A 25,384-nucleotide genomic window follows, 5' to 3' on the forward strand; every position below is an offset into this window, starting at 1 on the left:
AGGAGGCATCGGTCCATCGATCGAACGGGGGCACAGGAGAATGCAAATGAACAAGAACACCGAAACCCGAAGTTGGGCGCGCCGGCATCGCACTGCACTGGCCGTCATCGGCACCGTGCTGGCGCTGCTGATCGCCGCCATCGTGCTGTTCGACTGGAACATGCTGCGCGGCCCCATCGCCCGCCGCGTCACCGCCGAAACCGGGCGCAGCTTCGCCATCAACGGCGACCTGGACGTGCGCCTGTCGATGCGTCCCACCGTAACCGCCAACGACCTGGTATTGGGCAACACCGCGTGGAGCAAGGAGCCGACCATGGCGCACGCGCGCTCGCTGGCGGTGCAGATCGACCTGTGGCAACTGTTCAAGGGACACGTGGTGCTGCCGCTGGTGGCGCTGGATGCCCCGCGCGTGCTGCTGGAACGCAATGAAAAAGGCCAGGGGAACTGGGCCTTCGACCTGAAACCGCGCACAACCAGGCCCGACAGCGAGGGCGTGGACATCGTTACGCTGCGCGTGGATGACGGGTTGGTGCGTTACCTGGACCCGCGGCTCAAGAGCGACGTCACCATCAAGGCACACTCCAAGGCCAGCGATGCCGACACCCGCCACAGCCGGCTGGTGATCGATGCCGACGGCCGCTACCAGAACCAGCCGCTGGCCGTGGCCGGCGAGATCGGCTCGGTCACCGACCTGCAACAGACGCTGGCACGCGGCCAGCGCCCCTACCCCGTCGTAGCGCGCGGCCACATCGGCCCCACCCGCGTCAGCGCCGACGGCACCATCACCAACCTGCGCGAGTTCAGCGGGCTGGACGCCAACTTCTCCATCGCCGGGCGCAGCCTGGCCGAGCTTTATCCGCTGATCGGCGTACCACTGCCCGCCACCCCGGCCTACTCGGTACGGGGCAACCTCAAGCACAGCGGCGAAATCTGGGACCTGAGCCGTATCGCCGGCAAGGTGGGCAACAGCGACCTCAACGGAGAGTTCAAGGTGGATCGCGGCCAGAAGCCGCAATTCATCCAGGCCAACCTCAGCTCGCGCCGGCTGGACCTGAAGGACCTGTCCGGCTTTCTCGGCGCGCGCGATGAGCAAAGCGGCCAGACCATCGCCGTGCCGGGCAGCAAGGTACTGCCACAGAACACCTTCAACGTGGAAAAGCTCAAAGTCGCCAATGCCGACGTGCATCTGAAAGGCCATCGCATCCAGACCGAAAAGCTGCCGCTGGATGACTTCGAAGCCCACATGCTGCTGAAAGACGGGGTGGTCACGCTGAATCCACTCAACTTCGGCGTCGCCGGCGGCGACCTGCGCTCCACGGTGAAACTGGACAGCAACCTGGAGCCGTTCCGCACCCAGGCCGACATCAAGGTACGCAAGCTGGAACTGAAGCGCCTGGTACCCAAGCTGGATCTCGGCGAAAAAGCCAGTGTCGGTCTCGTCGGCGGCTGGGCCAAGCTGGACATGCGCGGCGATTCCGTCGCGCGCATGGCCGGCAGCGCCAATGGGGACATCGCGCTGCTGATGCACGGCGGCAGCACCAGCAAGCTGATCATGCGCCTGGCCAATCTGGACGTGGCCAACTCGCTGGCGATTCTGCTCACGGGCGACGAGCAGATCGACATCCGCTGCGCCGTGGCCGATTTCGAGGCCAAGCAAGGCAACCTGATCACCCGCACGCTGGTACTCGATACCGAAAAGAGCGTGGTCAAGGGTGAAGGCACCATCGATCTGAAGAACGAACAACTGGACATGCGGCTGCGTTCCGATCCGAAGGACATCAGCCTGGCCGCGCTACGTGGGCCGATCGTGCTGTCCGGCCCACTGGGCAAGCCCAATGTGCGCCCCAGCCTGCCGCAACCCACCGGCCGCGTGGCCGTCGCCGCCGCGCTAGCCACAATCTCGCCGCCGCTGGCGCTCTTGCCGCTGATCGAGCTGGGCGGTGCGGAAGATACGCCGTGCGCGGCGCTGCTGAAGAATCCGCGCAAAGCGGGGAAGCAATTGCAGGAACAGGAGAAGGCCCGCGCACCAGGCGGGAAAGGTACGGCGAGCGATCCGGCGGAGCGGCAAGGCACCTGGAACCGCACGCCGACGGGAACGCCGACCCCCGCACCGGCGCCGACCTCCACGCCCAAGACCAAGGTAACGCCGGCCCCGGCAACGACGAAGCCGAAGGTGACGCCGACGGCGGCGGGGGGAAAGTGATGGGGGCCGAGAACCAGGACTTTGCCGTTGCGGTTGCTACGGCAACGACGACGGCAACTGCAACAACTTCAAAGGCTTTAACCGTTGAGCGCCTTACGGCGCGGATGATTGACGCCCTTAGCGACCGGGCAGGCCGGATCATTTCTTTTGCTCCGCCAAAAGAAACGAACCCAAGAAAAGGCGGTGCGACGCTTCGCTCTGCATGGCGCGTCGCCAAGCGGCAAGCCGCTAAGCTTTGGCGGCACCGCCGTCTGCGCCCCTCCGGAGTGCCCTCAGTCGGTCGGGAGCCTAAGGTCTCCCTCCACTCCTCGGCGCCACGTAACGGGGGCAAGGCCGTTGAGTGCCAAGGGACTGGAAAAACAAAACTAAGGTTTGTGAGTTTTGCGAGCGCCCGAATTGCCAATGTGGCCGCTTTTACCCGCAGGCGCTCGCACACGTCACCTCTTGCCTTCAAGGCGAGGGGTCGGGGGAGTGGATGGTCTGCCGGGTCCCCTTCAGCAGCGCCGAGAGGAAGACAAGCGGGCGGGAATTCGGCGAGGACTGTCTGAGCGCGCTTGCGCGCGAGTTCCGCAGCCACCGCTCGATTGTCTGGAGCGAGGGAACCCCGAAGGGGCGCGGATGCAGGGTCGCCTTTTCTTTGGTTCGTTTCTTTTGGCGAAGCAAAAGAAATGAACCGGCCCGCCCGGCCGCCAAGGGCATCAATCATCCGCGCCGCAGGCGCCAGGCGGTTAAAGGCAGTTGCAGTTGCAGTTGCAGTTGCAGTTGCGGTGGCAATGGCAATGGCAATGGCAATGGCAAGTCACAGTAAGCACCACGATTCCAGGCACCGCCCCCAAAGGGCGATGCAAAAAGAAAGGAGTACCGAATGATCCGCCAGATCCTCCGCGACAACAGCCAGCAAGACCTGCTGGTTGCCATCGCCATTGCCCTCGCCACCCTCGTGGCGCTGTACGCCATCCGGTATGCCCTCACCGCCTGGCTGGCGCCGCGCCTGCAAACGCGCAAATCCAGCGTCGTCCAGGCCTGGGCCGCGTCGTTCGCCGCCACGCGCTTCTGGCTACTGCTGCCCATCGCCATCAAGGTGGGCACCAACGGATTGACGCTGCCGGTCAAAGTGGACAGCACACTCTCCATCATCGCCCTGATCGCCTTCATCGTGCAGGTGGCGTTCTGGGTAAACCGCGCGCTGGTGCAATGGTTCGCCAGCGAAACGGTGCGTCGTCGCCAGATCGACGCCGAGGCAGCCACCGCCATGACCGTGCTCGGCTTCCTGGCACGGCTGGTGCTGTGGACGATGATCCTGCTGATCGTGCTCGATCAACTCGGCTTCAATATCTCCGGCCTGATCGCCGGCCTGGGCATTGGCGGCGTGGCGGTGGCGCTGGCGGTGCAGAACATCCTGGGCGATCTGTTCGCCTCGCTGGCCATCGTGCTGGACAAACCATTCGTGGTGGGCGATTTCATCATCGTCGGCGACATGATGGGCAGCATCGAGCGCGTGGGGCTGAAGACCACGCGGGTGCGCAGCCTGTCGGGAGAGCAACTGGTGTTCTCCAATGACGACCTGCTGAAAAGCCGCATCCGCAATTACCAGAAGTTGCAGGAGCGCCGCGTGGTGTTCAGCGTGGCCGTGCCCTACGACACGCCGCGCGACAAGCTGGAACGGCTGCCCGGCCTGATCCGCGATATTGTCACCGCACGCGAGAAGGTGCGGATCGACCGCGCCCACTTCCAGGGCATCGGCAACGCCGCGTTCACGTTCGAAGTGGTGTATTTCGTACTGTCGCCGGATTTCAATCTCTACATGGACATCCAGCAGGCGATCAATCTGGACCTGGTCAGCGCGTTCGAGCGTGAGGGCCTGGAGTTCGCCGTGCCGGTGCAGGCGTTCCGCAATGCCGGCATGCTCGGCCCCGGTCAGGCCAACGCCACACCGCCGCAATCGCCAACCGGGCCGCAGCCGGTGGAGTGACGACTATCGCATGCCGCATCGGGCGACCCGACGCTCAGGGTGCCGGAGCATGCGCGTCATCCGCCACGCGATAGCCCCCGCCCAGCGCCAGCGTCAGGGCAATTTCGGCGTTGAGCTGGCGGCTGCGCAGCGCCAGTTGCTGGCCTTGTTCGTAGAGCACCGGCAGGCGAGATTCCATCGCCAGTACCTTGTCGGCCAGGCCACGCTGGTAATGGGCGACGGCGCTGTCGCTGGCGAAGCGGGTGGCGGCCAGCTTGGCGTCCTGGATATCGGCTTGTTGCTGCAAGCCTTGCAGTTCCACCCCGGCATGCGCCACCTGGCGCACCGCGTCCACCACAGCGGCGTTGTACTGGGCAATGGTGAGGTTGCTACTGCTGCGGGCGCTGGCGAGGTTGGCGTTGAGCCGGCCGCTGTCGAACAGCGGCAGCGTCAGGCCGGGCACTACCTGGATCTGTCGGCTGGAGCGTTCCAGCAGATTGTCGAGGTGCAGCGAATCCAGCCCGAAGAACACCTTGATGTCGAAGGTGGGGTAAAACGCCGCGCGGGCGGCATCCACGCCGCTCAGCGATGCCTGCACCGACCAGCGCATCGCCTGCAGGTCGGCGCGCCGCGCCAGCAACTCGTAACCCAGCGTGGCGGGGATGGCGCCGGCTTGCGGGGGCAGCGGGCGCTGCGCGATCTCCGGCAGATCGTCGGCACCGGCGCCCAGCAATGGCCGCATGGCCTCTTCCAGCATCTTCAATTTGCTCTCTACATCCGCCATCTGCTTGTCCAGCTCCAGCACGTGGATGCGCGTGAGTTCGACCTGGGTACGCGGCTCCAGCCCGCGCTCGGCGCGCGCGGTATGCGCGGCCAGCATTTCGCGTTCGATCTCCCGCGATTGGCGCAGCAGGTCCCGCGCGGCGTACAGCGACTGGATATCGAAATACACCTGGGCGATCTGGGCCGCGATCCACAGCTCTGCCTGCGCCGCTTCGGCCAGGCGCGCGTTTTCGATGCCCAGTGCGGCCTGGGTCTGCGCGCTGTGCTTGCCCCACAGGTCGAATTCGTAGCTGCCTTCCAGCGCCAGCGTCCCGCCGGTATACCAGGGGCCGTCCAGCCCCAGCGCCGGTTCGTTCTTGGCAAACGGGCCGAGATAGCCGTTTTCGGACGGCGACTGGCGCGAGATGGAGCCAACCAGCCCCAACAGCAGGCCGCCGCTGGCATGTGTCAGCCGCGTCTGGGCGCGGGCCGCTTCCACCTGGGCGCGAGCGATGGCCATCCGGGGCGAGCGGCGCTGGCCGGTGGCGATCAGTGCGTCGAGCTGCGGGTCTTGGTAGCGTTGCCACCATTGCGCCTCGGGCCAGCCTTCGCGCGCCAGCTTGATGTCTTCCGCCAGCCTGATCCGCGCCGGATCGACGGCAGCCATCGCGGGGGGCTCGTCGCGGATCAGGGCGCAGCCGGTCAGCGCCAGCAGCGCCGCACCGCCGACCACGGCGCGCCAGGAAATGATGAGTCGTGTGCGCATGTTCGGAAACCTCAATCCGCCGCCGCCTGAGAGGCCGACGGCTGCATTTGCGCGATGCAGGACCGCACCGCGTGTACCGCCGCAATCAGCGCCGGTTGCCCCGGCGCATCGTCCACCCCGTCCAGCGCATCCACCGCCGCGCTGGAGAGTGCCGTTACCTCGCCCGCCCGCTGTTCCATCCTTATCGCCAGCGCGTCGAGGGTGGCCGCCGCATCCAGGGCAAAGCGCTCCGCCGCCTGGCGCATCGGCGCGGACAGATCGCCCAAACCCGCCTGCAACAATGTTTGCAAACGGTTCACCGCCAGCAATGCTTCCTGCGCCTGCGTCAGCCAGGTCTGCACCTGGGTCGGGTCGAGCGCCGCAACATGCCAGCCCGGCTCCAGCAATGCATTGGCCTGCGCTTCGCGCGCGCCGGCCACCAGCGCCCAGCCAGCCAGCCGTGCCTGGTCGATACTGGCCTGCCGCCGTTCGGGCTCTGCCTCGCGCGCGCGCGCCAGCGTGGCGATGCTGCGCAGGATGCGCGCCAGCCGGGGGCGCAGCGCATCGCGGTCCAGTTCGGGCCATACGGTCAGTTGCACCAGGGTGGACACCGCAGCACCCAGCAGGATGCCGATCATGCGATCACGAATCTCGGTGAGGTCAGTGCTGGGGCCCGCATGGGCAAACATCGCCAGCACATAGGCCAGCACCAGTTGCATGCCGGCATAGTTGCTGCGCGCCGGGCCGGCCGCCACCCAGCCACCGGCGCCGATCACCACCAGCGACATCAACAGGAAGCCGGTGAGACCGTCCAGATGCGGAATGACGAACACAGTGGCCGCCAGCGCAATCACGCTGCCCACCGCGCAGCCGGCGATACGCTGCCAGCCCTTGGTCCGGCTACTGCCGACGCTGGGCAACGCCAGGATGATGACGGTGAGCATGATGGTGTGGATGCCCTGCCACTGCACGGCGGTGTAGAACACATAGCAGACCAGCGTGGCCAGCAACGTTTTCACGGCGAAGCGGGCATACGCCGGATTGCTGAAGGCGTCCGCCGCCATCAGGCCGCGCGGCCGGGACGGCGGCGGGGGCAGGTCGGCGTCGCTGGCGTCGCCCAGCCCTTGCAGCGCGTAGGCCATTTCCACCAGGGTCGGGTCCGCCGTTGGCGCTTGCGCCAGCGCCGACAGCGGTTGTGGCGGCTGGAACGCCGCCCGCCCGCCGGTCTGGTCCCGCAGGGCCCGCACCGTCGCGAGCAGCGCATGCAGCAGTTCCCGGTTTGCCGGATCGAGCTCGGCCGGCGTCTCGCCAGCCAGGTGGCTGGCGGCGGTGTGCAATCGGTCCACGGTGGTGATGCGCAGCAAGTGCCACGCCTGATTGCGGCGATAGTCCGCCTCCGCCATCACGGCGAAACCCAGGTGGCGTTGCAGGGTGAGCACGCCACGCTCCAGCGCACTGGCTGGCAGCGGCGGCGCGGCACGACCCAGCAGCCGGGCGTCGAGCTGGGCGATCACGTCATCGAGCTGGCGGCGGATTTCGGCCTCCAGCTGGCGCTGCGGCTCGGTCGGCAGGAACAGCAGGTTCACCAGCACGGTCAGCACCACCGGGTAGGCGGTGGCGACCCAGCTCCACAGGATCACGCGAACCAGCAGTTCCGGCGGCAGGTTCAGATCGATGAAGCTCTGCGTGTAGATCACCTGGATCGAGCCGAGGAAGCCCAGCACGCCCAGCGAGCTGGTACGCAGCAGATACAGCCCGCAAAACACCAGCGCGCACGCGCCGAGGATACGCGGCACGGGGTAGTCGAACGTGAACATCACCAGCAGCAGGCACAGCGAGGTGATCACCAGGCTGCCCGCCAGCATGATGGCGGCGCTCAGCTTGGTGAGGGCGGTGTTTTCCTGCGCGGTGAAAAACACCACGATCAGCGAGAGCGAAAGCAGGGGGATCTGAAAACCCAGCGAGATGACGATGACGCAGGCGCTGGCGAATACATAGCGCCACATGGCGTTGGCGCGGCCGGGAAATGGCGCGAGCTGGCTTTTCAGGAACGACCACGCCGGCGTCGTATCGAGCCAGAGGCGCAGGTCGGCGAGCGCTTGCATTGATCCGGTCCGCTCAGTGCTTCGCACGCGGTTCCGGCGCCGGCCCGGTGATGCTGGCCACGGCCGACGTACCGATGCGGAACAGTGCCGGATCGGCGCCCTCCACCTTGATCCGCACCGGGAAGCGTTGCGCCACCCGCACCCAGTTGATGCTGCGGCCCACGCGCGGCAGACCGGCCACCGTTGCGCCGCCATCATCCGGGAACACACCGAAGCCGACCGATTCCACGGTGCCGTTGAAGTGCCGGCCGCTGTCGCTCATCAGGTAGACCTGCGCTGGCGAGCCCGGCCGGATGTTCGACAACTCGGTTTCGCGGAAATTGGCCACCACGTACCAGTGGCTGCTGTCGATCAGCGTGAACACGGGATGCCCAGCAGCGGCGAACTGGCCGGCTGTGGTGGAAAGCCCGGTGACGCGGCCATCGAACGGCGCGCGCACGATGGTGTAGTCCAGGTTGAGTTCCGCGAGCGCGATCTCGGCCCGCGCCACTTCGCGCCGGGCCACCAGTGCATCCACGCCGCCAATCCCGGCAGTGGCCCGCTGCGCGTCGTGTTGCGCCGCCAGCAGTTGCGCCTGCGCCGCACGCGCCGCGGTGCGCGCCTGATCCACCTGTTCGGCCGCCACGTAGCCCTTGCCCAGTAGCGGCGCCATCCGTTCCAGTGTGTCGTTTGCCTGCCGCGCCGCCAGCCGCGCGCGCTCGACGCTGGCAATGGCGGCGTCGGCACCGTACTTCTGCGCATCCACCGAGCGCTGGGTCAGCCCGATTTCCTTGTCCAGCGCCAGCAACGCGGCCCGTGCCTTGGCCAGCGTCTGCCGATACGGGCGCTGGTCGATGCGGAACAGCAGATCGCCCTTCTTAACCGCCTGGTTTTCCTTGACCGCCATTTCGACGATGCGTCCACTGACCTCCGGCGCGACATTGATGGTGTCGGCATAGGCGTAGGCATCGTCGGTGCGCGGCGCGGTATCCACCCGCCAGATGACATACAGGGCCAGCAGCAGCGCGGCGACCACCAGGAGGATGGCGATCAGCTTTCCGCGGGCGGGTTGAACAGGGGTATCCATGAATGCTCCTTAACGCCTGCTACGAGCCGGGGTGGTTGAACGGTGGCCCCGCAAATGCCGGGCACCGGGGCGAGCGCGCCCGATGGAAACATGACGCAGGGCGCGGCGGCTGGTCATGCCTGGAACACGATCAGCCAGATCACCAGCGTGGTCAGTACCGTCAGCGATGCATAGACCAGGCCGGGCCAGGCCAGGTGGCGCGCCCAACCCAGGCGGCGGATCAGCAACCGGATCAGTAGCGTCAGGAAGATGCCGCCCACGATGCAGAACAGCCAGTCCGGGAAGAATGCGCCCAGCACATTGATCGATGGTGCCCGGGCGCAACCGGCAAGGAACAGCGATGCGGCGGCAATGCCTTTCTTGTGCATGGGGTGACCCTGGTGGCTGGCGGGAGCGGGATGAGCCTTGCGGAAACGGCTCGTTCGGGGAACGAGCATGCCTCTAATATTAATTTTGAATAGGCATTTGTCACGGACGGCGTGCGCCGCCCCCCACATCAGGCGGGGGACTGAAAGGCGGCGATCCGCCCCAGGCGATACAGCGCGTGCCGGCATAACGGGTGATCCGCCGCCAGTGCCGGATGGTCGAAATCATCGCCCCGCGTCATGCCCAGCCGCCGCATCACCGCCTGCGAGCGCAGGTTGGACACTGCGGTGAACGACACGATTTCATCCAGCCCCAGCGTCCCGAAACCGAACGCCAGCGCCGCGCGCGCGGCCTCGCTGGCATAGCCGCGCCCCCAATGGCGCGCAGCCAGCCGCCAGCCCACCTCGACGCAGGGCGAGAACGGAAACACCAGCACCGGTGGGTTCAACCCGACCATGCCGACGAACTCGCCGCCATCGCGCAACGCCACCGCCCAGAACCCCCAGCCACGCTCATCGATGCCCTGCTGCCAACGCGCCGCCAGCGCATCGCTCTGCGTGCGATCCAGCGGCGCGGGAAAGTGACGCATCACCTCCGGGTCGGCATTGAGCGCCGCAAGCGGCGCCAGGTCTTCGTCGCGCCAGGGGCGCAGGATCAAGCGTTCGGTGGTGAGCATGGTGATCGGGAAGGGGAAGAGAGAAGGGGGAAGGGTAAAACCCGAACCCTTGAACCCCCAAATCTCGAGTTCCAAAACTCACAGCGCCCAGCGCAGCGCTCCCGGCGCGATAGGGAGTTCGTCCACCTGTGGGGTGGCCAGTTCGGGCTGGCGCAGTACGCGCGCCAGCACCTGTTCTTCAATGGCGCCGAAGCCGGTGGCGCCGCGGGCACGCGGGCGGGATAGGGGCACCGGCAGGTCGAGGCCAACGCGGCCTTCTTCGATCAGCAGCACGCGATCGGCCAGCGCCACGGCCTCTTCCACGTCGTGCGTCACCAACAGCACGGTGCAGCGGTGGCGCTGCCACAACCGTTCGATCAGTTGTTGCATCTCGATGCGGGTCAGCGCGTCCAGCGCACCCAGCGGTTCGTCCAGCAACAGCAGTTGTGGCTCGTGGATCAACGCGCGCGCCAGGGCCACGCGCTGGCGCTGGCCGCCGGACAACTGGCTGGGCCATTTGTGTGCATGCTCAGCCAGGCCCACTTCGCCCAGCGCGGCGCGGGCACGCGGCTGCCAGTCGCCGGCCAGGCCCAGGCCGACATTGGCGAGCACGCTTTTCCACGGCAGCAGGCGCGCGTCCTGGAACATCAGCCGGGTGTCGGCGCCGCTCTGCGCCAGCGGCACGCCATCGGCGTCGATGCGACCGGCACTGGCACGGTCGAGCCCTGCAACCAGCCGCAGCAAGGTGGATTTTCCGCAGCCGGAGCGACCGACGATGGCGACGAATTCGCCGGCCTGGATGTCCAGGTCCAGCGTGGTCAGCACGGTTTGGGTGCCGAAGCGCTTGCTCAGCCCGCGAATGGCGAGCGCTACGCCGGCAGTGCCTTCAAGAGTGGTCTGGGTCATGGTGTTTTCTCACTGATAGGCCGGATGCCAGCGCAGCCAGATGCGTTCCACCCAGCGCGCGGCCCAATCCGACAGTTTGCCGAGCACGGCGTAGAGCAGGATGGCGAGCACCACCACGTCGGTCTGAAGGAACTCGCGCGCGTTCATCGCCAGGTAACCGATGCCGGAGCTGGCGGAGATCGTTTCGGCCACGATCAGCAGAATCCAGGCGAAGCCGATGGCGAAGCGCACGCCAACGAGGATGCTCGGCAGCGCGCCGGGCAGGATCACGTCGCGGAACAGCGGCCAGCCGCGCAGGCCGTAGCTGCGCGCCATTTCCACCAGGCCGGCGTCCACCGAGCGGATACCGTGGTAGGTGTTGATGTACACCGGGAACAGCGTACCGAACGCCACCAGGAACAGCTTGGCGGCTTCGTCGATGCCGAACCACAGGATCACCAGCGGAATCAACGCCAGCGGCGGAATATTGCGGATCATCTGCACGCTGGTATCCAGCAGCAGTTCGCCGCGCCGCGACAACCCGGTGATCAGCCCCAGCAACAGTCCCAGCCCGCCACCGATGGCAAAGCCGATCAGCGCGCGCCAGAAGCTGATCTTCAGGTGGGTCCACAGCTCGCCGTTCTCGGCCAGCGTCACCCCCGCCTTCAGCACCTCCAGCGGAGGCGGCAGGATACGGCTACCGATCAAGCCGTGAGTGGCGGCCCATTGCCACGCCAGGACCAGCAGGGCCGGCGCGGCCCAAGGTGCCAGGCGTTTGAACAGGACATTGGCAATCGTCATGAGTTACCTCCTAAAGCTTGCTTCAAGCGTGCCATTGACCGGGAACCACACCCCGAGCAAAGCGAGGCCCCCTCGCGGCAGCGAGGGGGGGAGTGGAATCAAACAAGCAGCGCCGATACCTGCCTACCAGACCTAGTGCGCGCCCGGCTTCGCCGAGGGCCTGATTCAGGTGATGCCGCGACACTGCCCGCAAGTTCATGCCGGCACCGCGATCGGTACGATGTCGTTGGCGATCACCTCGCCAAACGGGCCGGTCAGGTTCTGCTTCGCGGTGGAGCGGCGCTGCGCCAGTGGCAGCAGCGGAAACAGCAGGTCGGCCACGCGGTAGGCTTCTTCCAGGTGCGGATAGCCGGAGAAGATGAAGGTCTCGATGCCGAGATCGGCGTATTCCTTCATCCGGGCGGCCACTTCCTCGGGGCTGCCCACCAGCGCGGTGCCAGCGCCGCCACGCACCAGACCGACGCCGGCCCACAGGTTGGGGGCTACTTCCAGGTTGTCGCGCCGGCCGCCATGCAGTTGCGCCATGCGGCGCTGGCCTTCGCTGTCGAAGCGGGCAAACGCCTTTTGCGCGGCAGCGATGGTGTCGTCGGTGACATGCTCGATCAGCTTGTCGGCGGCGCGCCACGCCTCGGCGCTGGTTTCGCGCACGATCACGTGCAGGCGGATACCGAAGCGCACGCTGCGGCCAACGGCGGCGGCCTTGGCGCGCACGTCGGCAATCTTGCGGGCGACGGCCTCGGGAGGTTCGCCCCAGGTGAGGTAGACGTCGAGCTGCTGGGCGGCGAGTTGGTGCGCCTCCGGCGACGAGCCGCCGAACCACAGCGGCGGGTACGGTTGCTGGATCGGCGGGAACAACGCCTTGGCGTTCTTCACCTTGAGATGCTTGCCTTCGAAGTCCACCGCCTCGCCCGACAGCACGCCGCGCCAGATGCGCAGGAACTCGTCGGTCACCTCATAGCGCTGGGCATGGTCGAGGAAGTTACCGTCGCCGTGCTGTTCGTCCGGATCGCCGCCGGTGACCACGTTGATCAGCAGTCGGCCACCGGAGATGCGGTCCAGCGTAGCGGCCTGCCGCGCCGAGACGGTGGGCGAGATGATGCCGGGGCGGATCGCCACCAGGAACTTCAGGCGTTCGGTAAACGGCACCAGCGAGCTGGCGATCACCCACGAATCCTCGCAAGAGCGGCCGGTGGGGATCAGCACACCTTCGAAGCCGAGCTGATCGGCGGCCTGGGCGATCTGCTTGAGGTAACCGTGATCGACGGTGCGGGCCCCGTGCTGGGTACCGAGATAGCGGCCATCGCCGTGGGTGGGCAGGAACCAGAAGACATTCATGGCGAAATCCTTGTAGGTATGTCGATTACCGGCGACGGGCGCCCGGCCGAAGCCGTGGGGGCGGCGCGTCGTCGCGCTCGGGTTGTGGGGCGTGGCCAGTGGCCGCACCGCCCGGTCATTGCGTTTGCGGCTGCCAGACGATGTCCTTCACCACCACGCGCCTGGGAATCAGCTTCAGATCGGTGAAGCGGTCGGCGATGCGCTGCTGCTCAGCCACCACCTGCGGCGTCAGCCAGGTGACCTTGAAGCTGGGCCGCCGCGCGACCACCTGATCGAAGGTGGGCACGTCCAGCCCCACCGCGCGCGACAGCACGCGCGCGGCTTCGGCCGGCTGCTGCTCCAGAAAGTCATCGTTGTCGCTCAGCGCGTCGAACACGACCTGCAACAGGCGGGTCTGCTCGTCGGCGAAGCGGCGCGACGCCAGGTAGAAGCTCTGGTTGGCCACCAGCCCTTCGCCGCTGGCAAGCACGCGTGGGGTCAGGCTCTTCTGCGCGGCGGCGTAGAACGGGTCCCAGATCACCCAGGCATCGACGCTGCCGCGTTCGAACGCGGCGCGCGCCTCGGCCGGGGTCAGGTAGGCGGGCTGGATGTCGTCCCACTTCAGTCCGGCCTTGTCCAGCGCGCGCACCAGCAGCCAATGCGCGCTGGAGCCCTTCTGCAATGCGATGCGTTTGCCTTTCAGGTCGGCCAACTGGCGGATGGCCGAATCGGCCGGCACCAGGATGGCGGACGCCTGCGGCTTGGGCGGCTCGAAGCCGACGTAGACCAGCGATGTGCCGGCGGATTGGGCGAAGATCGGCGGAGTGTCGCCGGTCATGCCCACGTCCACCGAGCCGACCGCCAACGCCTCCAGCAATTGCGGGCCGGCTGCGAACTCGTGCCATTTCACGGTGTGGCCATCGACAGCCAGACGCTTTTCCAGCAAGCCGCGACTTTTCAGCACGATCAGGTTGAGCGAGCTTTTCTGATAGCCGATGTGCACTTCGGTGGCGGCGGTCCCGCCCGCCAGCAGCAGGCCGGCAAGCGCGAGGGTGGCAAGGTGGCGGATCATGGCCAGCCCCTTATTTAGCGGGAACCAGCGCGTCCTTCACCTTGATCGGCTTCGGAATCAGCTTCAGGTCGTGGAACACATCGGCGATCTGTTGCTGGGCGTCGGCCACCTTGGCGGTCACCGGCTGCACGCCGTAGCTGTAGCGCGCCACCGCGAGCTGCACGATGTCGGCCGGCAGGCCCAGCAGCGGGGCGATCTGCTTGACCACTTCGGCCTGGTTGGCGGCGGCCCACTCGTCAGTCTTGTCCAGTTCGTCGAGTACGGTGCTCAACACCTTGGGATTGCGCTCGGCGAAGCCGCGCTCGGCCAGGAAGAACTGGTGGTTGGCCACCAGGCCCTTGCCATCGCGCAGCACGCGGGCGTTCAACTGCTTTTCGGCGGCGGCGAGGAACGGATCCCAGATCACCCACGCTTCGACCGAGCCGCGCTCGAACGCGGCGCGCGCGTCGGCCGGCGGCAGGTACACCGGCTGGATGTCGGTCCACTTCAGGCCGGCTTCCTCCAGCGCCTTCACCAGCAGGAAGTGCACGTTGGAGCCCTTGTTCAGCGCCACTTTCTTGCCCTTGAGTTCCTTCACCGATTTCAGCGACGAATTCTTGGGCACCACGATGGCTTCGCTAGCCGGCGCCGGCGGTTCGTTGCCGACGTAAACCAGCCTGGCACCGGCGGCCTGGGCGAAGATCGGCGGCGCTTCGCCGGTGGTGCCGAAGTCGATGGCTCCGACATTCAGCCCTTCCAGCAGTTGCGGCCCGGCCGGGAACTCCACCCAGCGCACAGTGAAGCCCAGCGGCTTGAGCCGCTGTTCCAGCGTGCCGCGCGCCTTGAGCACGGTGAGCGTGCCGTATTTCTGGAAGCCGATGCGCAGTTCCTCGGCGTGGGCGGCATGCGCCGCGAAGGTCAGGGCCAGCCCGGCCAGGGCGGCGGTCAGGATACGTTTCATGGGTGTTCTCCAAATGGTGGTTATTGGTTCGAATCGATTGTTTTCATTCATTGCGATACAGCGAACCCACACCGCCCCGAGCCAGGCGAGGCCCCCTTGCTACGGTGAGGGCGGGGGAGTGGAATCAATCAAGGTGGGCTGGCTACCGGCGCACAGCCGCCCCGCTCGCGACCGGCTTTGCCGGGGGCCTTGCCTGGGTAGCGCACCGCCACGGATTGCCATGTCATTTCCGGCTCATGCTCAAACGGAAATCGCGGCGATCCGGACCCGGTCATGCAGCGCATGCGGGTCGAGCTGGGCGCGGCCAGGGTTGGGCAGGTGGGCGATGAAGCGCGCCAGTACGTCTTCCAGGCGCTCGGCGATGCCGGACGCCAGTTGCAGCGTGCCGTCCTCGCCCCAGCTCAGTTCCTGGTCGGTGCCGTACACCCCGCCGACGATGTGACGCGCCTTCAGCGCCGCCAGCACTGGCTGCAATGCGTAATCGACAGCCAGCATGTGGGCATTGCTGCCACCCGTGGCCAGCGGCAATACCGCGTGGTGCGACAGCGCGCGTTCGGGCAACAGATCGAGCAACAGCTTCAGTGCGCCGGAATACGCCGCCTTGTAGACCGGCGTAGCGACCACCAGGCCGTCGGCCTGGGCAACCGCCTGGTGCAACCGTTGGATGTCGGGGTGATCGAAGTGGGCGAACACCAGCGCCTCGGCCGGAAAATCGGCCAGCGTAAACGGCTGGATCTCGATGCCCTGCGCCGCCAGTCGCGTGGCGGCATGGTTGAGCAACCCTTGCGAACGGGACCGGCTGCTGGGGCTGCCCGAGAGCGTGACGACGGTCGGCATGATTTTCTCCCTGGAATAACGGCTGTTATTTACAGAACAGGAAGGAATTTATGTCGTCGTTATTAGTGCTGCAAATACTTTTGAATGATTCTTTTATTTCCAATGGAAATAAAAGTGTGAGGAGTGAGGGGTAAAGGCAGCAGCAAAAGCAGGTGCCGGAGTTGTTGCTGCTGCCTTTACCCCTCACCCCTCACGCACCCCTACCCCTCCGCCGCCAGCGCGGCCAGCACCGAGGGACGCGCCTGGTAGGCCTCGCGGTAGCGGTTGAGGGCATCGAATTCGGCGAACTCAGGGCCGAGGCGGGCGATCCAGCGGACGAATACGCCCAGGTAAGCGTCGGCAATGGTGAAACGACCACCCACCAGCCAATCGCGCGTGGCGAGGTGGCGATCGATGTGCGCCACGGTGGCATGCAGCGTGCGCCTGGATTGCGCGCGCACGCCTTCATGGCTGGCCGGGTCTTCCGCGTAGCGCTCGGGACGGTTCACCTGGCGGAAGCCGCCAGCATGTACCTCGGCGCTGAAGTAGCCGATCCACGATTGGATCAACCCGCGCTCAGCGCTGCCGGCCGGCGCAAACAGGGATGTACCCGGCGCAAGGTCCGCCAGGAACGGCAGGATGGCGCTGTTCTCCGTGATGACGGTGCCATCGTCCAGCAGCAGCGCCGGCACGCGGCCCAGCGGGTTGACGCTGTGGATGCGCGACGCGGGGTCGCGCGGCGGCGACAGCACGATCTCGACCGGCAGATCCAGCTCGCGCACGACGACATGGGCACCCAGCGAACACGCGCCAGGCGAAACGAACAGTTGATGGGGCATGGTTATTCCTTGTAGTGAAAGAAGTGAGTGGTTTGATCGGTCTTGTGTCACGACCGCTTCCCTTCGCACGCAACGGGTTTTCAGGTTCCGTTACATGGCGCTGAGGAGTGGAGGGAGACCTTAGGCTCCCGACCGATCGAGGGAGCCCCGGAGGGGCGAAGACGCAAGCGGCCCTTTTCTTTGGCTCGGTTCTTTTGGCCGCGCAGAAGAAATGAACCGGCCTGCCCGGCCGTTGAGGGCACCAAGCCATCCGCGCTGCGGGTGTTCAGTCGCGGGGACCTGGATCTGCCTTTTTTTGCATCAAGTACCAAGATGGCTCACCTACACCGGCCGGTGCGCCAACGCGAAATGCAGATTGCGATGCAGCAGCAACCCGTTCGGCGTCGCCAGCTCCTGCAATGCCTGGCGTAGCGCCGGCAGCAGCTGCGCGCGCACCTCGGGGACGAAGTCGCCAAGGAAGTTGCCGAACGAGCTGGCACTGCTGAATGCCAGTACCGCATCGACGTTGGGGAAATGGTCGGGAAAGCGCCGCAAGCGGATTTCATCGATGAAGAAGCCGCCTTCCTCCAGTTGCCGCGCCAGTTCGGCGTGGCTGACACGGAATGGCGTGCTGCCGGACGAAGTGGCGCGGCCCAGGCCGGCGCGTGCCAGTACTCGTGCCAGCACCTGCTGGATGTCGTGCGGCCGCTCGCGGCTGGCCGTGCTGATGGCGATGCGCCCACCCGGTTTGAGCACGCGAAACGCCTCGGCCAGTACCGGCGCTTTGTCCGGCAGCCAGTGGTAGACGCTGTTGAGCACCAGCGCGTCGAACTCGCCATCGGAAAAGCGCGTCAGGTCTTCGCCCCGCGCGACGTCGAACGACAGTTGCGGTAGTCCGCGCCGGCGCGCGATCTCGATGCGCAACGGCAGCGGATCGACGCCGACCACGCGGCCAGTGACGCCCACATAGTGGCGCGCGGCGTATTCCGCCAACCGGCCAGTGCCACTGCCCACGTCGAGCAACGCTTCACCAGGCTTGAGCGCCAGCGCCCGCAACAGGTACTGGCCGTGTTCGTATTGCAGGTCGCTGACCTGATCGTATTGTTCCGCCAGTTCAGGCGTATCGAGGGCAAGGCTGGGCATGGGGGCGCTCCAAGGGTGGGATCGAACGGTTCATGGCGATACGGGTGGTTCGGATGCGCCGGACCGGAAGTGGCTTTGCGCCGGGAAACGGGCCGGGGCCATCGCGTCATAGCCAGCGCGCCCAGGCCGTCGAGCACCGGTGCCGGTTTCCCGGCCATGCCCAATGCGGCCATTCCTGGCGCTAGATCAGCGGAAAGCCCAGTTGCGCCAGCGCCTCGCGCAGCCGGTGGCGGCCGGACAGCGACTCCGGCCCGCGTAAACGCGCCACGGCCTGGCGACTCCACGCCTGCTGCGGCAGCGCCTGGGTAGCCTGGAAATGCTGGATAAGGTCGTCGTACTCCGCCACGGCGGCCGCTTCCGGGCCGCTGGAATACTGTTCGTGGTGCAGCACGGCGCGTTGCGGCAGGCGCGGCTTCACCGCGGTCGGCCGGGCCGGGTCGGGATGACCCACCACCAGGCCGAAGGCCGGCGCGACGTGCAGGGGTAGCCCCAGCTCGGCGGCCACTTCCTCCGGGCGGTTGCGCAGCGCGCCGATGTAGACGGTGCCCAGCCCCAGCGATTCGGCGGCGGTGACGACGTTCTGCGCCGCCAGCGCGGCATCGATGAAGCCCATCAGCGCGGTGTCGAGATAATCGGCGCCCACCAACGGTTCGCCCTGCGCAGCGCCGATGCGATGCAATCGCGACAGGTCGGCCAGGAATACCAGCAGCAATGGCGCCTCGACGATCTGCGTCTGGTGGTTGGCCAGCGCCGCCAGCCGTGCCTTGCGCGCCGGTTGCCGCACTGCCACGGCGCTCCACACCTGGAGATTGGATGAGCTGGGCGCCGATTGCGCGGCAGCCAGCAGCAGTTCCAGCGTGCCGTCGGCCAGTGGCTCGGGCGTGAACGCGCGCACGGAACGATGGCTCAACTGGGTGGCGAGCGTGGCGTTGAAGTCCGGCAACGTGCGCAGTTCATCGCGACCATAGCGGCGATTGGCAAGCGTCAGTGGATCGAAGTCGGCAGGGTTTCCCATGGCGGGCGGTTCTCGGTGGGTGGCAATCGGAACCACCCCCGGAGCAAACGCCATACCAGCGCGTCAGGCCGCGTATTGCCTGGGCCAGACTGGGCAGGACTGCTGCATTTGCAGCATGGCGCGCAGCAATCGGTTGGCCTGGCAGCACACGAAGCCGCAAGCGGAGGCCCGGCACTGCGCCGCCCACCGCCGTGAAAAGGCCTGGAACAGGCGCTCAGGGCTCGACGCTGTCTGCGAGCGGTTCGATCGCATCGTTTTCGGTGACAACCGCCGAGGCATCGTCGGCCACCGGTGCGGCTTCTTCTTCCGGCTCTGGCTCCGGCAGCGGGGGCGAGAACTTGCCCAGGTCGATGACGACCTGCTCGGCCACCCGGGTCACGCCGGTGTACAACGCCTTACGAGGCACCTGCGGCTGGGCAAGCAACTGGTCCATGTTGTCGAAAGACGAACTCAGCCCGCTACCGACGTGGATGCTCTTCTGCTTGAAGAAGGAAAAACCATAGGTAAGGTCTTGCTGGTACAGCGTGGCCCCGCTGCGGTTGTTCAGAAAGGCCGTGTTGACCAGCAAATACGGCTCGTAGGGCGAGATGATCGAACGGGAGATGAACGCCGAGTACAGCTTGGTGACCAGGATCGCATCCACCCCGGCGTCCTGCCGCAGGCGGGCGACGGTTTCGACGAACTGCTTCTGATCGGCAAAACCCACTACCTTGGTGACGTAGCCACGCTGCGCCAGGCCGGCGGCAATCTGGTCGGCCAGCGCGCCTTGCAGATTGGTGGTGGCTGGATCCATGGCCTTGGTCAGCTTATGACCCTTGCCCGAGATCAGCGACGGCATGAAGGGACCGGCATCCGAGTTGGGGTCCAGCGTGCTGAGCAGCGCGCCCAGCATTCCGAACGCGAACCACGGGTTGACGTTGTTGGAGACGTCATACCATTCAGGCGTGTCCTGGCGCAGGACCACCACGTTGTTCACCTCCTTCACCTCGGCCGGATTCAGATACTTGCGCTCCGCCTCGGCCCCGTGCGCCACGACGACGGCCAGCAGGCCGGCGCACAGCGCCATGTATTTGATGATTCCCACGACATTCCCCCTGGTTGACCGCGAATGGGTCGCCTGCTGCGTGCAGGTCTACCCGCCCGGCATGAATGGGGCGGCACTATCCCATCTTTTGCGGTTCACCACACCAGCTTGCGACCACCATCGGGCAACAGCTTCAACCCGCCACCGGCACCGCGTTCCACGGTTCGCCCACCGCGCAACCCTGGCTGCCGTGTTCGACCAGATAGCGTTCGATGGCCTGCATGCCCAGCCAGTGATTTTCACACCAGTCCGGCGCCAGCAGCGTGGGGCGGCGCGCGGTGGCGGAGACACGGTGGAACACCACGTCGGCTGGCGTGTGGCGGATCAGTTCACCGGCAGTGCGAGCGTAATCATCCAGCGTCAGCGGCGCGATGCGCCCGCGCTGCCACACGCGTTCCAGCGTGCTGCCCTGCACCACCATCAGCGGATGCAGCTTGAGGCCATCCACGCCGGTGGCCAGCACCGCACCCAGTGTTTCCAGTGCATGACCATGCGTTTCCCCCGGCAGGCCGACGATGAGATGGGTGCACACTTTCAGCCCCAGCGCGCGGGCGGCGCGGGCGGTGTGCTGATAGCAGGCGAAATCGTGGCCGCGATTGATCTTGCGCAGCGTGTGATTGTTGGCAGTTTGCAAGCCCAGCTCCAGCCAGACTTCGCAGCCGCTCCGCTGATAGCCGGCCAGCAGTTCCAGCACGGCGTCGGGCACGCAGTCCGGCCTAGTGCCGACGCACAGGCCGACGATATCCGCCTGCGCCAGCGCGGATTCGTACATGGCGCGCAGCCGGCAGACTTCATCGTAGGTACTGGTGTAGGCCTGGAAATACGCCAGGTAACGCAGGGCGCGATCCACCTTGCCCATCTGTTCGGCCAACTGGGTGGCGATGTCCTGGTGTTGCATGGCTTCGTCGGCGAACGATTCCACGTTGCAGAAGGTGCAGCCACCGCGCCCCAGCGTACCGTCGCGGTTGGGGCAGGAAAAACCGCCATGCAGCGCCAGCTTGTGCACCTTCTGCCCATGGCGCCGGTGCAGGTCGGGGCCGAACATGTTAACGCGCAGGTGCAGTTGCATGAGGAAGATCGCAGCGGGAAAGAAAACCACGATAACCGCGACGCGGGCGCTGCAACTTGTTACAAGGCAGGCTTGCACTACAAAAAGAAACCCCCGGTCGGGCCGGGGGCTTTGCTCAGGCGAGCGATGTCGCCGAAGGCACGCGGCCTTACTTGCCCTGGTTCAGTTCCTTGTCCTTGAAGTACTTGCCCGCCGCCACCGTGGCTTCGGCGGTCAGGCCGTTCTCGGTGAACTGATAGCCATAGACCTTGGGCGCGATCAGCGTGGCGCCGGCGATGCCGCCGCCAGTATCGCCCGCCTTGGCCGCTGCGGTGGCCTGGCCTTCGAAGGCCCAGCCCTTGTTCACGAATTTGTCGAATGCCGCCTTGTCGGTGAACACCAGCACCAGGCGCGAGTTCTTGGCGCCCAGGCCCAGGCCGGCCTTGGCCTGTGCCACCTTCATGAAGGTTTCCTTGCCGTTGCGAACCGCCACACCATCGCCACCGCCAGCGCCGAGGAAGATCACCTGCACGCTGCCGGTATTGAACACGGCATAGCCCGCGGCCTTGGCAATCTGGTCCTTCGCGTCGGGGTACTTGCTGTAGATCTCGTTCAGGCTTTCCTGGGCCATCTTGCGGATGCCGGCGCGGCGTTCGGCCGGCGTCTTCTTCGCCTGTTGGGCTTGCGGGTCCTTCATGTGGGCGCCATCGGCCTTTTCCGGAGCGACGGAATCGGCATGGGCCTGCATGCCCAGGGCGAGGGCCAGGGTGCCCATGGCAATCAACGTTTTCTTGAACATGATGTTTATCCTTTGAGATGGGAGACCACCCCCTGCACGTTACGCGCGGGGTGAAGGCTTCGATGTAGGACAAGCCCGCTCAGCACCGTAGGAAAGGCGCGGAAAGCGCCATGTTGCGTGGCGCTCGATCTACGGAGTCGAAGTGGTGAGCCCAGTGTGGGCGACGGCAACCGCCGGCATGTCTTAAAACAGACAAGGCCGTTGGACGAACGTCACATTCTGCAAAAGCGGTGCATTGCGCTACCCTCGAAGCGCCCGCCCTCGCGGGCATGACCTCGTTCGACCGCGCGGCCATCCGCCACCGCGCCAAAGGAAGTCCCATGACGTTGAGTACCGGTCTGTTCGTGCTGCTGCTGATCGCGGCCAGCGCATTTTTCTCGATTTCCGAAATATCGCTCGCCGCCGCGCGACGCTTTCGCCTGCAACGGATGGCGGAGGAAGGCAACGCCGATGCGGCGCGGGTAATCGCCTTGCAGTCACGCCCGGGCGACTTCTTCACCGTGGTGCAGATCGGGGTGAACGCGGTGTCGATCCTGGGCGGTCTGGTGGGCGAGGCCACTTTTTCGGCCCGCGCCAGCGCATGGCTTTCCGCCCATTTCCCCGAGGGAAACGCCGCGGACAACCTGGGATTCCTGCTTACCTTCCTGCTGACCACCGCGCTGTTCATCCAGTTTGCCGACCTGATCCCCAAGCGGCTGGCAATGCTGGCGCCGGAGCGCTGTGCCGTGACGGTGGTGCGGCCAATGCTGGGCTGCGCCTGGGTGCTGCGACCGCTGGTGCTGCTGTTCGACGGCGTTGCCAACGCGATATTGCGGCTATTCAAACTGCCGGCCCGGCGCGACGAATCGATGACCGCCGACGAGATCGTCGCCGTGATCGACGCGGGTGCCGCCGCCGGCACGGTGGCGCGTACCGAACACCACGTGATCGAAAACGTGTTCGAACTGGGCGAGCGCTACGTGACCAGCGCAATGACGCCGCGCGAGCAGGTCACCTACTTTCTGGTGGACGACGACGAAGCCATGCTGCGCGCCAAGATCGCCGGTGCGCCACACTCCAAGTACCCGTTGTGCCGCGATGGGATCGACAACGCCTATGCCTACGTGGCGACCAAGCTGCTACTGGCGCACTCGCTGGCCGGCGAGCGCGGCGGCAACCTGCTGGCCAGCCTGAAGCATGCCACCAGCGAACGGCTGCTGGCGGTGCCGGACACACTGTCGCTGGCCGAGATGCTCGATCGCTTTCGCGAGGCGCGCGAGGATTTCGCCGTGGTGGTCAACGAATACGCGCTGGTGGTCGGCGTGATCTCGCTGGCCGACGTAACCGGCCACCTGATCGGCGCCGGTGCGCTGCCGGGCGACGAACTGATCGTGCAACGCGACGCCAACTCATGGCTGGTGGATGGCTCCACCCCGGTGGACGATCTGCGCAAGGTGCTGGGCCTGGACGAACTGCCGCACGAGGAAAGCTACGAAACCGTGGCCGGGCTGATGATGTGGGTGCTGAAAAAGCTTCCGCGCAAGGCGGAGTCGGTGAACCTGTCGGGCTATCGCTTCGAAGTGGTGGACGTGGACCACCTGCGGGTGGACCAGGTGATGGTCACCCGGGAGATGACGCCCCCCGCCCCGGACTCGGCAAGCGAAGGCTGATTCGCTATCATTGCGACTCCCCGAGGAGCGTTGCGAGACGGCTATCCGCCATCCCAGGCTCGGACCCGGTAGCGGCTACCCGCCATGCCGTCCAACGACGCTCACCTGACCGTGAATCGCCAGCGATGCCGCGCAACCGCGCGTCGTGAGCGAATCGACGGGCCGCTGACCAAACCCGATGCAACGATGCTGGCAAGGCACATGGACGAAGATGTTCGTGCCACGCCTCGAAGGGCGATGCGCCGTTCCCAGCAGGGTTTAGTCAGCGGCCCGGAAACCCGTGCCGGGCACGGGGCGCACAGGTGAGCAGCGTCGAACTCCGACCGCGCGAGCGCCCTTCCCGGCCACACCAGGAGCACACACTGTGGCCGAATTCAAAGACTTCCAGGTCGCCGACCTGTCCCTTGCCGCCTGGGGCCGCAAGGAACTGAACATTGCCGAAACCGAAATGCCGGGCCTGATGGCCGTGCGCGAGGAATACGCCGGACGCCAGCCGCTGAAGGGCGCGCGCATCGCCGGCAGTCTGCACATGACCATCCAGACCGGCGTATTGATCGAAACGCTGGTGGCTCTGGGTGCCGAAGTGCGCTGGGCCTCGTGCAATATCTTCTCCACCCAGGATCACGCCGCGGCCGCCATCGCCGCCGCCAACATTCCCGTGTTCGCCTACAAGGGCGAATCGCTGGAGGAATACTGGCAGTTCACCCACCGTATCTTCGAGTGGGGCGCCGACCAGTACGCCAACATGATCCTGGACGACGGCGGCGACGCCACCTTGCTGCTGCATCTGGGCGCGCGCGCTGAGCAGGATATTTCCGTGGTGGGCAACCCCACCAACGAAGAAGAAACCGTGCTCTATGCCGCGATCAAGGCGCAACTGGCCAAGGATGCCAAGTGGTATTCCACGCGCCTGGCCCGGATCATCGGCGTAACCGAGGAAACCACCACCGGCGTGCATCGCCTGTACCAGATGCACGAACAGGGCAAGCTGGCCTTCCCCGCGATCAACGTCAACGACTCGGTCACCAAATCCAAGTTCGACAACCTGTACGGTTGCCGCGAAAGCCTGGTGGACGGCATCAAGCGCGCCACCGACGTGATGATCGCCGGCAAGATCGCTGTGGTGCTGGGCTACGGCGACGTGGGCAAGGGCTGCGCGCAAAGCCTGCGCGGCCTGGGCGCCACGGTATGGGTCACCGAGATCGACCCGATCTGCGCCTTGCAGGCGGCCATGGAAGGCTACCGCGTGGTGACAATGGACGACGTGGCCAGTCAGGGCGACATCTTCGTCACCACCACCGGCAACGTCTCGGTGATCACGCACGATCACATGAAGGCCATGCGCCACAACGCCATCGTCTGCAACATCGGGCACTTCGACAGCGAAATCGAAGTGGCCAGCCTGCGCCAGTACAACTGGGACAACATCAAGCCGCAGGTGGACCACATCGAATTCACCGACGGCAAGCGCATCATCCTGCTGGCCGAAGGACGGTTGGTGAATCTGGGCTGCGGCACTGGCCACCCCAGCTTCGTGATGTCGAACTCGTTCGCCAACCAGACGCTGGCGCAGATCGAACTGTTCACCAAGCAGGGCGAATACCCGGTAGGCGTGTACGTGCTGCCGAAACAACTGGACGAAATGGTGGCACGCCTGCACCTGAAGAAGATCGGTGCCAAACTGACCACGCTGACCGACCAGCAGGCCGCCTACATCGGCGTGCCGAAGGATGGGCCTTTCAAGCCCGCTCACTATCGGTATTGAGCGGTTGGGTTTGTAGGGCGCCGGCTTTGGGCTGGCGCCCGGCGAAGCCGGGCTGAGGCTGAAGCACGTGGCACATCCCCGCTCAATCCGATAGGTACTTGATCCAACCCACTCCCCCCGCCCTCGCCGCCGCGAGGGGGCCGCGCCTTGAGGCGCGACGGGGACGCTGGTGTGGTCCGAGTTGGCTGGGTGCCGGCTTTGGGCTGGCGCCCGGCAGAGCCGGGCTGGGGCTGAAGCACGTGGTACATCCCCGCTCAATCCGATAGGTACTTGATCCAACCCACTCCCCCGCCCTCGCCGCCGCGAGGGGGCCGCGCCTTGAGGCGCGAGGGGGGGCGCTGGCATGGTTCAGGTCAGTTGGATTGGGTAGGTGCGCTTGGTC

General features: G+C 66.0%; 21 protein-coding genes and 1 riboswitch. Of the genes, 4 read left to right on the top strand and 17 right to left on the bottom strand.

Features of this window, described 5'->3' with window-relative positions:
- Window positions 1–46: 46 nt before the first annotated feature.
- Complete coding sequence (locus tag FAZ21_RS14920) at window positions 47–2,203, top strand: AsmA family protein (RefSeq protein ID WP_169307425.1); 2,157 nt, start codon at window positions 47–49, stop codon at window positions 2,201–2,203.
- 865 nt (window positions 2,204–3,068) lie between these two features.
- Entirely contained in the window at window positions 3,069–4,175 is a 1,107-nt protein-coding gene (locus FAZ21_RS14925) for a mechanosensitive ion channel family protein (RefSeq protein WP_136774243.1), read from the top strand.
- A gap of 34 nt (window positions 4,176–4,209) precedes the next feature.
- Here FAZ21_RS14925 and FAZ21_RS14930 read toward each other — a convergent pair whose 3' ends face one another.
- The 17 genes from FAZ21_RS14930 to FAZ21_RS15010 all read right to left on the bottom strand — a co-directional run bounded on the left by FAZ21_RS14930 (window position 4,210) and on the right by FAZ21_RS15010 (window position 21,588).
- Entirely contained in the window at window positions 4,210–5,682 is a 1,473-nt protein-coding gene (locus FAZ21_RS14930; protein WP_136774244.1) for an efflux transporter outer membrane subunit, read from the bottom strand.
- Window positions 5,683–5,693: 11 nt separating this feature from the next.
- Window positions 5,694–7,766: an FUSC family protein gene (locus FAZ21_RS14935; RefSeq protein ID WP_136774245.1), complete on the bottom strand. Its 2,073-nt coding sequence runs from the start codon at window positions 7,764–7,766 to the stop codon at window positions 5,694–5,696.
- Window positions 7,767–7,779: 13 nt separating this feature from the next.
- Window positions 7,780–8,832, bottom strand: coding sequence for a multidrug transporter subunit MdtN (mdtN, locus tag FAZ21_RS14940; protein WP_136774246.1), 1,053 nt, complete (start codon window positions 8,830–8,832; stop codon window positions 7,780–7,782).
- Between the two features lie 113 nt (window positions 8,833–8,945).
- Complete coding sequence (locus FAZ21_RS20350) at window positions 8,946–9,200, bottom strand: YtcA family lipoprotein (RefSeq protein WP_169307426.1); 255 nt, start codon at window positions 9,198–9,200, stop codon at window positions 8,946–8,948.
- 128 nt (window positions 9,201–9,328) lie between these two features.
- On the bottom strand, window positions 9,329–9,874 hold the full coding sequence (locus FAZ21_RS14950; RefSeq protein WP_136774248.1) for a GNAT family N-acetyltransferase: 546 nt from the start codon (window positions 9,872–9,874) through the stop codon (window positions 9,329–9,331).
- Between the two features lie 78 nt (window positions 9,875–9,952).
- Complete coding sequence (locus tag FAZ21_RS14955) at window positions 9,953–10,759, bottom strand: ATP-binding cassette domain-containing protein (RefSeq protein ID WP_136774249.1); 807 nt, start codon at window positions 10,757–10,759, stop codon at window positions 9,953–9,955.
- A 9-nt stretch (window positions 10,760–10,768) separates the two neighbouring features.
- Entirely contained in the window at window positions 10,769–11,539 is a 771-nt protein-coding gene (ssuC, locus tag FAZ21_RS14960; protein WP_136774250.1) for an aliphatic sulfonate ABC transporter permease SsuC, read from the bottom strand.
- Window positions 11,540–11,734: 195 nt separating this feature from the next.
- On the bottom strand, window positions 11,735–12,874 hold the full coding sequence (ssuD, locus tag FAZ21_RS14965; protein ID WP_136774251.1) for an FMNH2-dependent alkanesulfonate monooxygenase: 1,140 nt from the start codon (window positions 12,872–12,874) through the stop codon (window positions 11,735–11,737).
- 115 nt (window positions 12,875–12,989) lie between these two features.
- Entirely contained in the window at window positions 12,990–13,925 is a 936-nt protein-coding gene (locus tag FAZ21_RS14970) for a sulfonate ABC transporter substrate-binding protein (protein WP_136774252.1), read from the bottom strand.
- A 10-nt stretch (window positions 13,926–13,935) separates the two neighbouring features.
- Window positions 13,936–14,865 (bottom strand): sulfonate ABC transporter substrate-binding protein, encoded by a 930-nt coding sequence (locus FAZ21_RS14975; protein ID WP_136774253.1) that lies wholly within the window; start codon window positions 14,863–14,865, stop codon window positions 13,936–13,938.
- Window positions 14,866–15,105: 240 nt separating this feature from the next.
- Window positions 15,106–15,702, bottom strand: a complete 597-nt coding sequence (gene ssuE, locus FAZ21_RS14980; RefSeq protein ID WP_136774254.1) for an NADPH-dependent FMN reductase — start codon at window positions 15,700–15,702, stop codon at window positions 15,106–15,108.
- Between the two features lie 200 nt (window positions 15,703–15,902).
- Entirely contained in the window at window positions 15,903–16,520 is a 618-nt protein-coding gene (locus tag FAZ21_RS14985) for a glutathione S-transferase C-terminal domain-containing protein (protein ID WP_136774255.1), read from the bottom strand.
- 321 nt (window positions 16,521–16,841) lie between these two features.
- Entirely contained in the window at window positions 16,842–17,642 is an 801-nt protein-coding gene (locus tag FAZ21_RS14990) for a class I SAM-dependent methyltransferase (RefSeq protein ID WP_136774256.1), read from the bottom strand.
- Between the two features lie 181 nt (window positions 17,643–17,823).
- The gene (locus FAZ21_RS14995) at window positions 17,824–18,657 is read right to left on the bottom strand and encodes an NADPH-dependent oxidoreductase (protein ID WP_136774257.1); all 834 of its coding nucleotides are present in this window, start codon (window positions 18,655–18,657) and stop codon (window positions 17,824–17,826) included.
- Between the two features lie 214 nt (window positions 18,658–18,871).
- Window positions 18,872–19,741, bottom strand: a complete 870-nt coding sequence (locus FAZ21_RS15000; RefSeq protein ID WP_136774258.1) for a hypothetical protein — start codon at window positions 19,739–19,741, stop codon at window positions 18,872–18,874.
- Window positions 19,742–19,874: 133 nt separating this feature from the next.
- Entirely contained in the window at window positions 19,875–20,810 is a 936-nt protein-coding gene (mnmL, locus tag FAZ21_RS15005) for a tRNA modification radical SAM protein MnmL/YtqA (RefSeq protein WP_136774259.1), read from the bottom strand.
- 148 nt (window positions 20,811–20,958) lie between these two features.
- The gene (locus FAZ21_RS15010) at window positions 20,959–21,588 is read right to left on the bottom strand and encodes a lipid-binding SYLF domain-containing protein (RefSeq protein ID WP_136774260.1); all 630 of its coding nucleotides are present in this window, start codon (window positions 21,586–21,588) and stop codon (window positions 20,959–20,961) included.
- A 320-nt stretch (window positions 21,589–21,908) separates the two neighbouring features.
- On the opposite strand from FAZ21_RS15010, the gene paeA reads away from it, so the two are divergent.
- Window positions 21,909–23,237, top strand: a complete 1,329-nt coding sequence (gene paeA, locus FAZ21_RS15015; RefSeq protein ID WP_136774261.1) for a polyamine export protein PaeA — start codon at window positions 21,909–21,911, stop codon at window positions 23,235–23,237.
- Between the two features lie 16 nt (window positions 23,238–23,253).
- A riboswitch (S-adenosyl-L-homocysteine riboswitch) is annotated at window positions 23,254–23,347 on the top strand.
- A 254-nt stretch (window positions 23,348–23,601) separates the two neighbouring features.
- Window positions 23,602–25,002 carry an adenosylhomocysteinase gene (ahcY, locus tag FAZ21_RS15020; protein ID WP_136774262.1) on the top strand — a complete coding sequence of 467 codons (1,401 nt, stop codon included), beginning with the start codon at window positions 23,602–23,604 and terminating at the stop codon, window positions 25,000–25,002.
- Window positions 25,003–25,384 lie beyond the last annotated feature (382 nt).

It is taken from the genome of Chitiniphilus eburneus, assembly GCF_005048205.1.
Classification (GTDB): Bacteria; Pseudomonadota; Gammaproteobacteria; order Burkholderiales; family Chitinibacteraceae; genus Chitiniphilus; species Chitiniphilus eburneus.

Excerpts from the sequence above, each read along its gene's own strand:
- FAZ21_RS14920 (WP_169307425.1), top strand. The coding sequence starts at position 47 with ATGAACAAGAACACCGAAACCCGAAGTTGGGCGCGCCGGCATCGCACT.
- FAZ21_RS14925 (WP_136774243.1), top strand. The coding sequence starts at position 3,069 with ATGATCCGCCAGATCCTCCGCGACAACAGCCAGCAAGACCTGCTGGTT.
- FAZ21_RS14930 (WP_136774244.1), bottom strand. The coding sequence starts at position 5,682 with ATGCGCACACGACTCATCATTTCCTGGCGCGCCGTGGTCGGCGGTGCG.
- FAZ21_RS14935 (WP_136774245.1), bottom strand. The coding sequence starts at position 7,766 with ATGCAAGCGCTCGCCGACCTGCGCCTCTGGCTCGATACGACGCCGGCG.
- mdtN (WP_136774246.1), bottom strand. The coding sequence starts at position 8,832 with ATGGATACCCCTGTTCAACCCGCCCGCGGAAAGCTGATCGCCATCCTC.
- FAZ21_RS20350 (WP_169307426.1), bottom strand. The coding sequence starts at position 9,200 with ATGCACAAGAAAGGCATTGCCGCCGCATCGCTGTTCCTTGCCGGTTGC.
- FAZ21_RS14950 (WP_136774248.1), bottom strand. The coding sequence starts at position 9,874 with ATGCTCACCACCGAACGCTTGATCCTGCGCCCCTGGCGCGACGAAGAC.
- FAZ21_RS14955 (WP_136774249.1), bottom strand. The coding sequence starts at position 10,759 with ATGACCCAGACCACTCTTGAAGGCACTGCCGGCGTAGCGCTCGCCATT.
- ssuC (WP_136774250.1), bottom strand. The coding sequence starts at position 11,539 with ATGACGATTGCCAATGTCCTGTTCAAACGCCTGGCACCTTGGGCCGCG.
- ssuD (WP_136774251.1), bottom strand. The coding sequence starts at position 12,874 with ATGAATGTCTTCTGGTTCCTGCCCACCCACGGCGATGGCCGCTATCTC.
- FAZ21_RS14970 (WP_136774252.1), bottom strand. The coding sequence starts at position 13,925 with ATGATCCGCCACCTTGCCACCCTCGCGCTTGCCGGCCTGCTGCTGGCG.
- FAZ21_RS14975 (WP_136774253.1), bottom strand. The coding sequence starts at position 14,865 with ATGAAACGTATCCTGACCGCCGCCCTGGCCGGGCTGGCCCTGACCTTC.
- ssuE (WP_136774254.1), bottom strand. The coding sequence starts at position 15,702 with ATGCCGACCGTCGTCACGCTCTCGGGCAGCCCCAGCAGCCGGTCCCGT.
- FAZ21_RS14985 (WP_136774255.1), bottom strand. The coding sequence starts at position 16,520 with ATGCCCCATCAACTGTTCGTTTCGCCTGGCGCGTGTTCGCTGGGTGCC.
- FAZ21_RS14990 (WP_136774256.1), bottom strand. The coding sequence starts at position 17,642 with ATGCCCAGCCTTGCCCTCGATACGCCTGAACTGGCGGAACAATACGAT.
- FAZ21_RS14995 (WP_136774257.1), bottom strand. The coding sequence starts at position 18,657 with ATGGGAAACCCTGCCGACTTCGATCCACTGACGCTTGCCAATCGCCGC.
- mnmL (WP_136774259.1), bottom strand. The coding sequence starts at position 20,810 with ATGCAACTGCACCTGCGCGTTAACATGTTCGGCCCCGACCTGCACCGG.
- FAZ21_RS15010 (WP_136774260.1), bottom strand. The coding sequence starts at position 21,588 with ATGTTCAAGAAAACGTTGATTGCCATGGGCACCCTGGCCCTCGCCCTG.
- paeA (WP_136774261.1), top strand. The coding sequence starts at position 21,909 with ATGACGTTGAGTACCGGTCTGTTCGTGCTGCTGCTGATCGCGGCCAGC.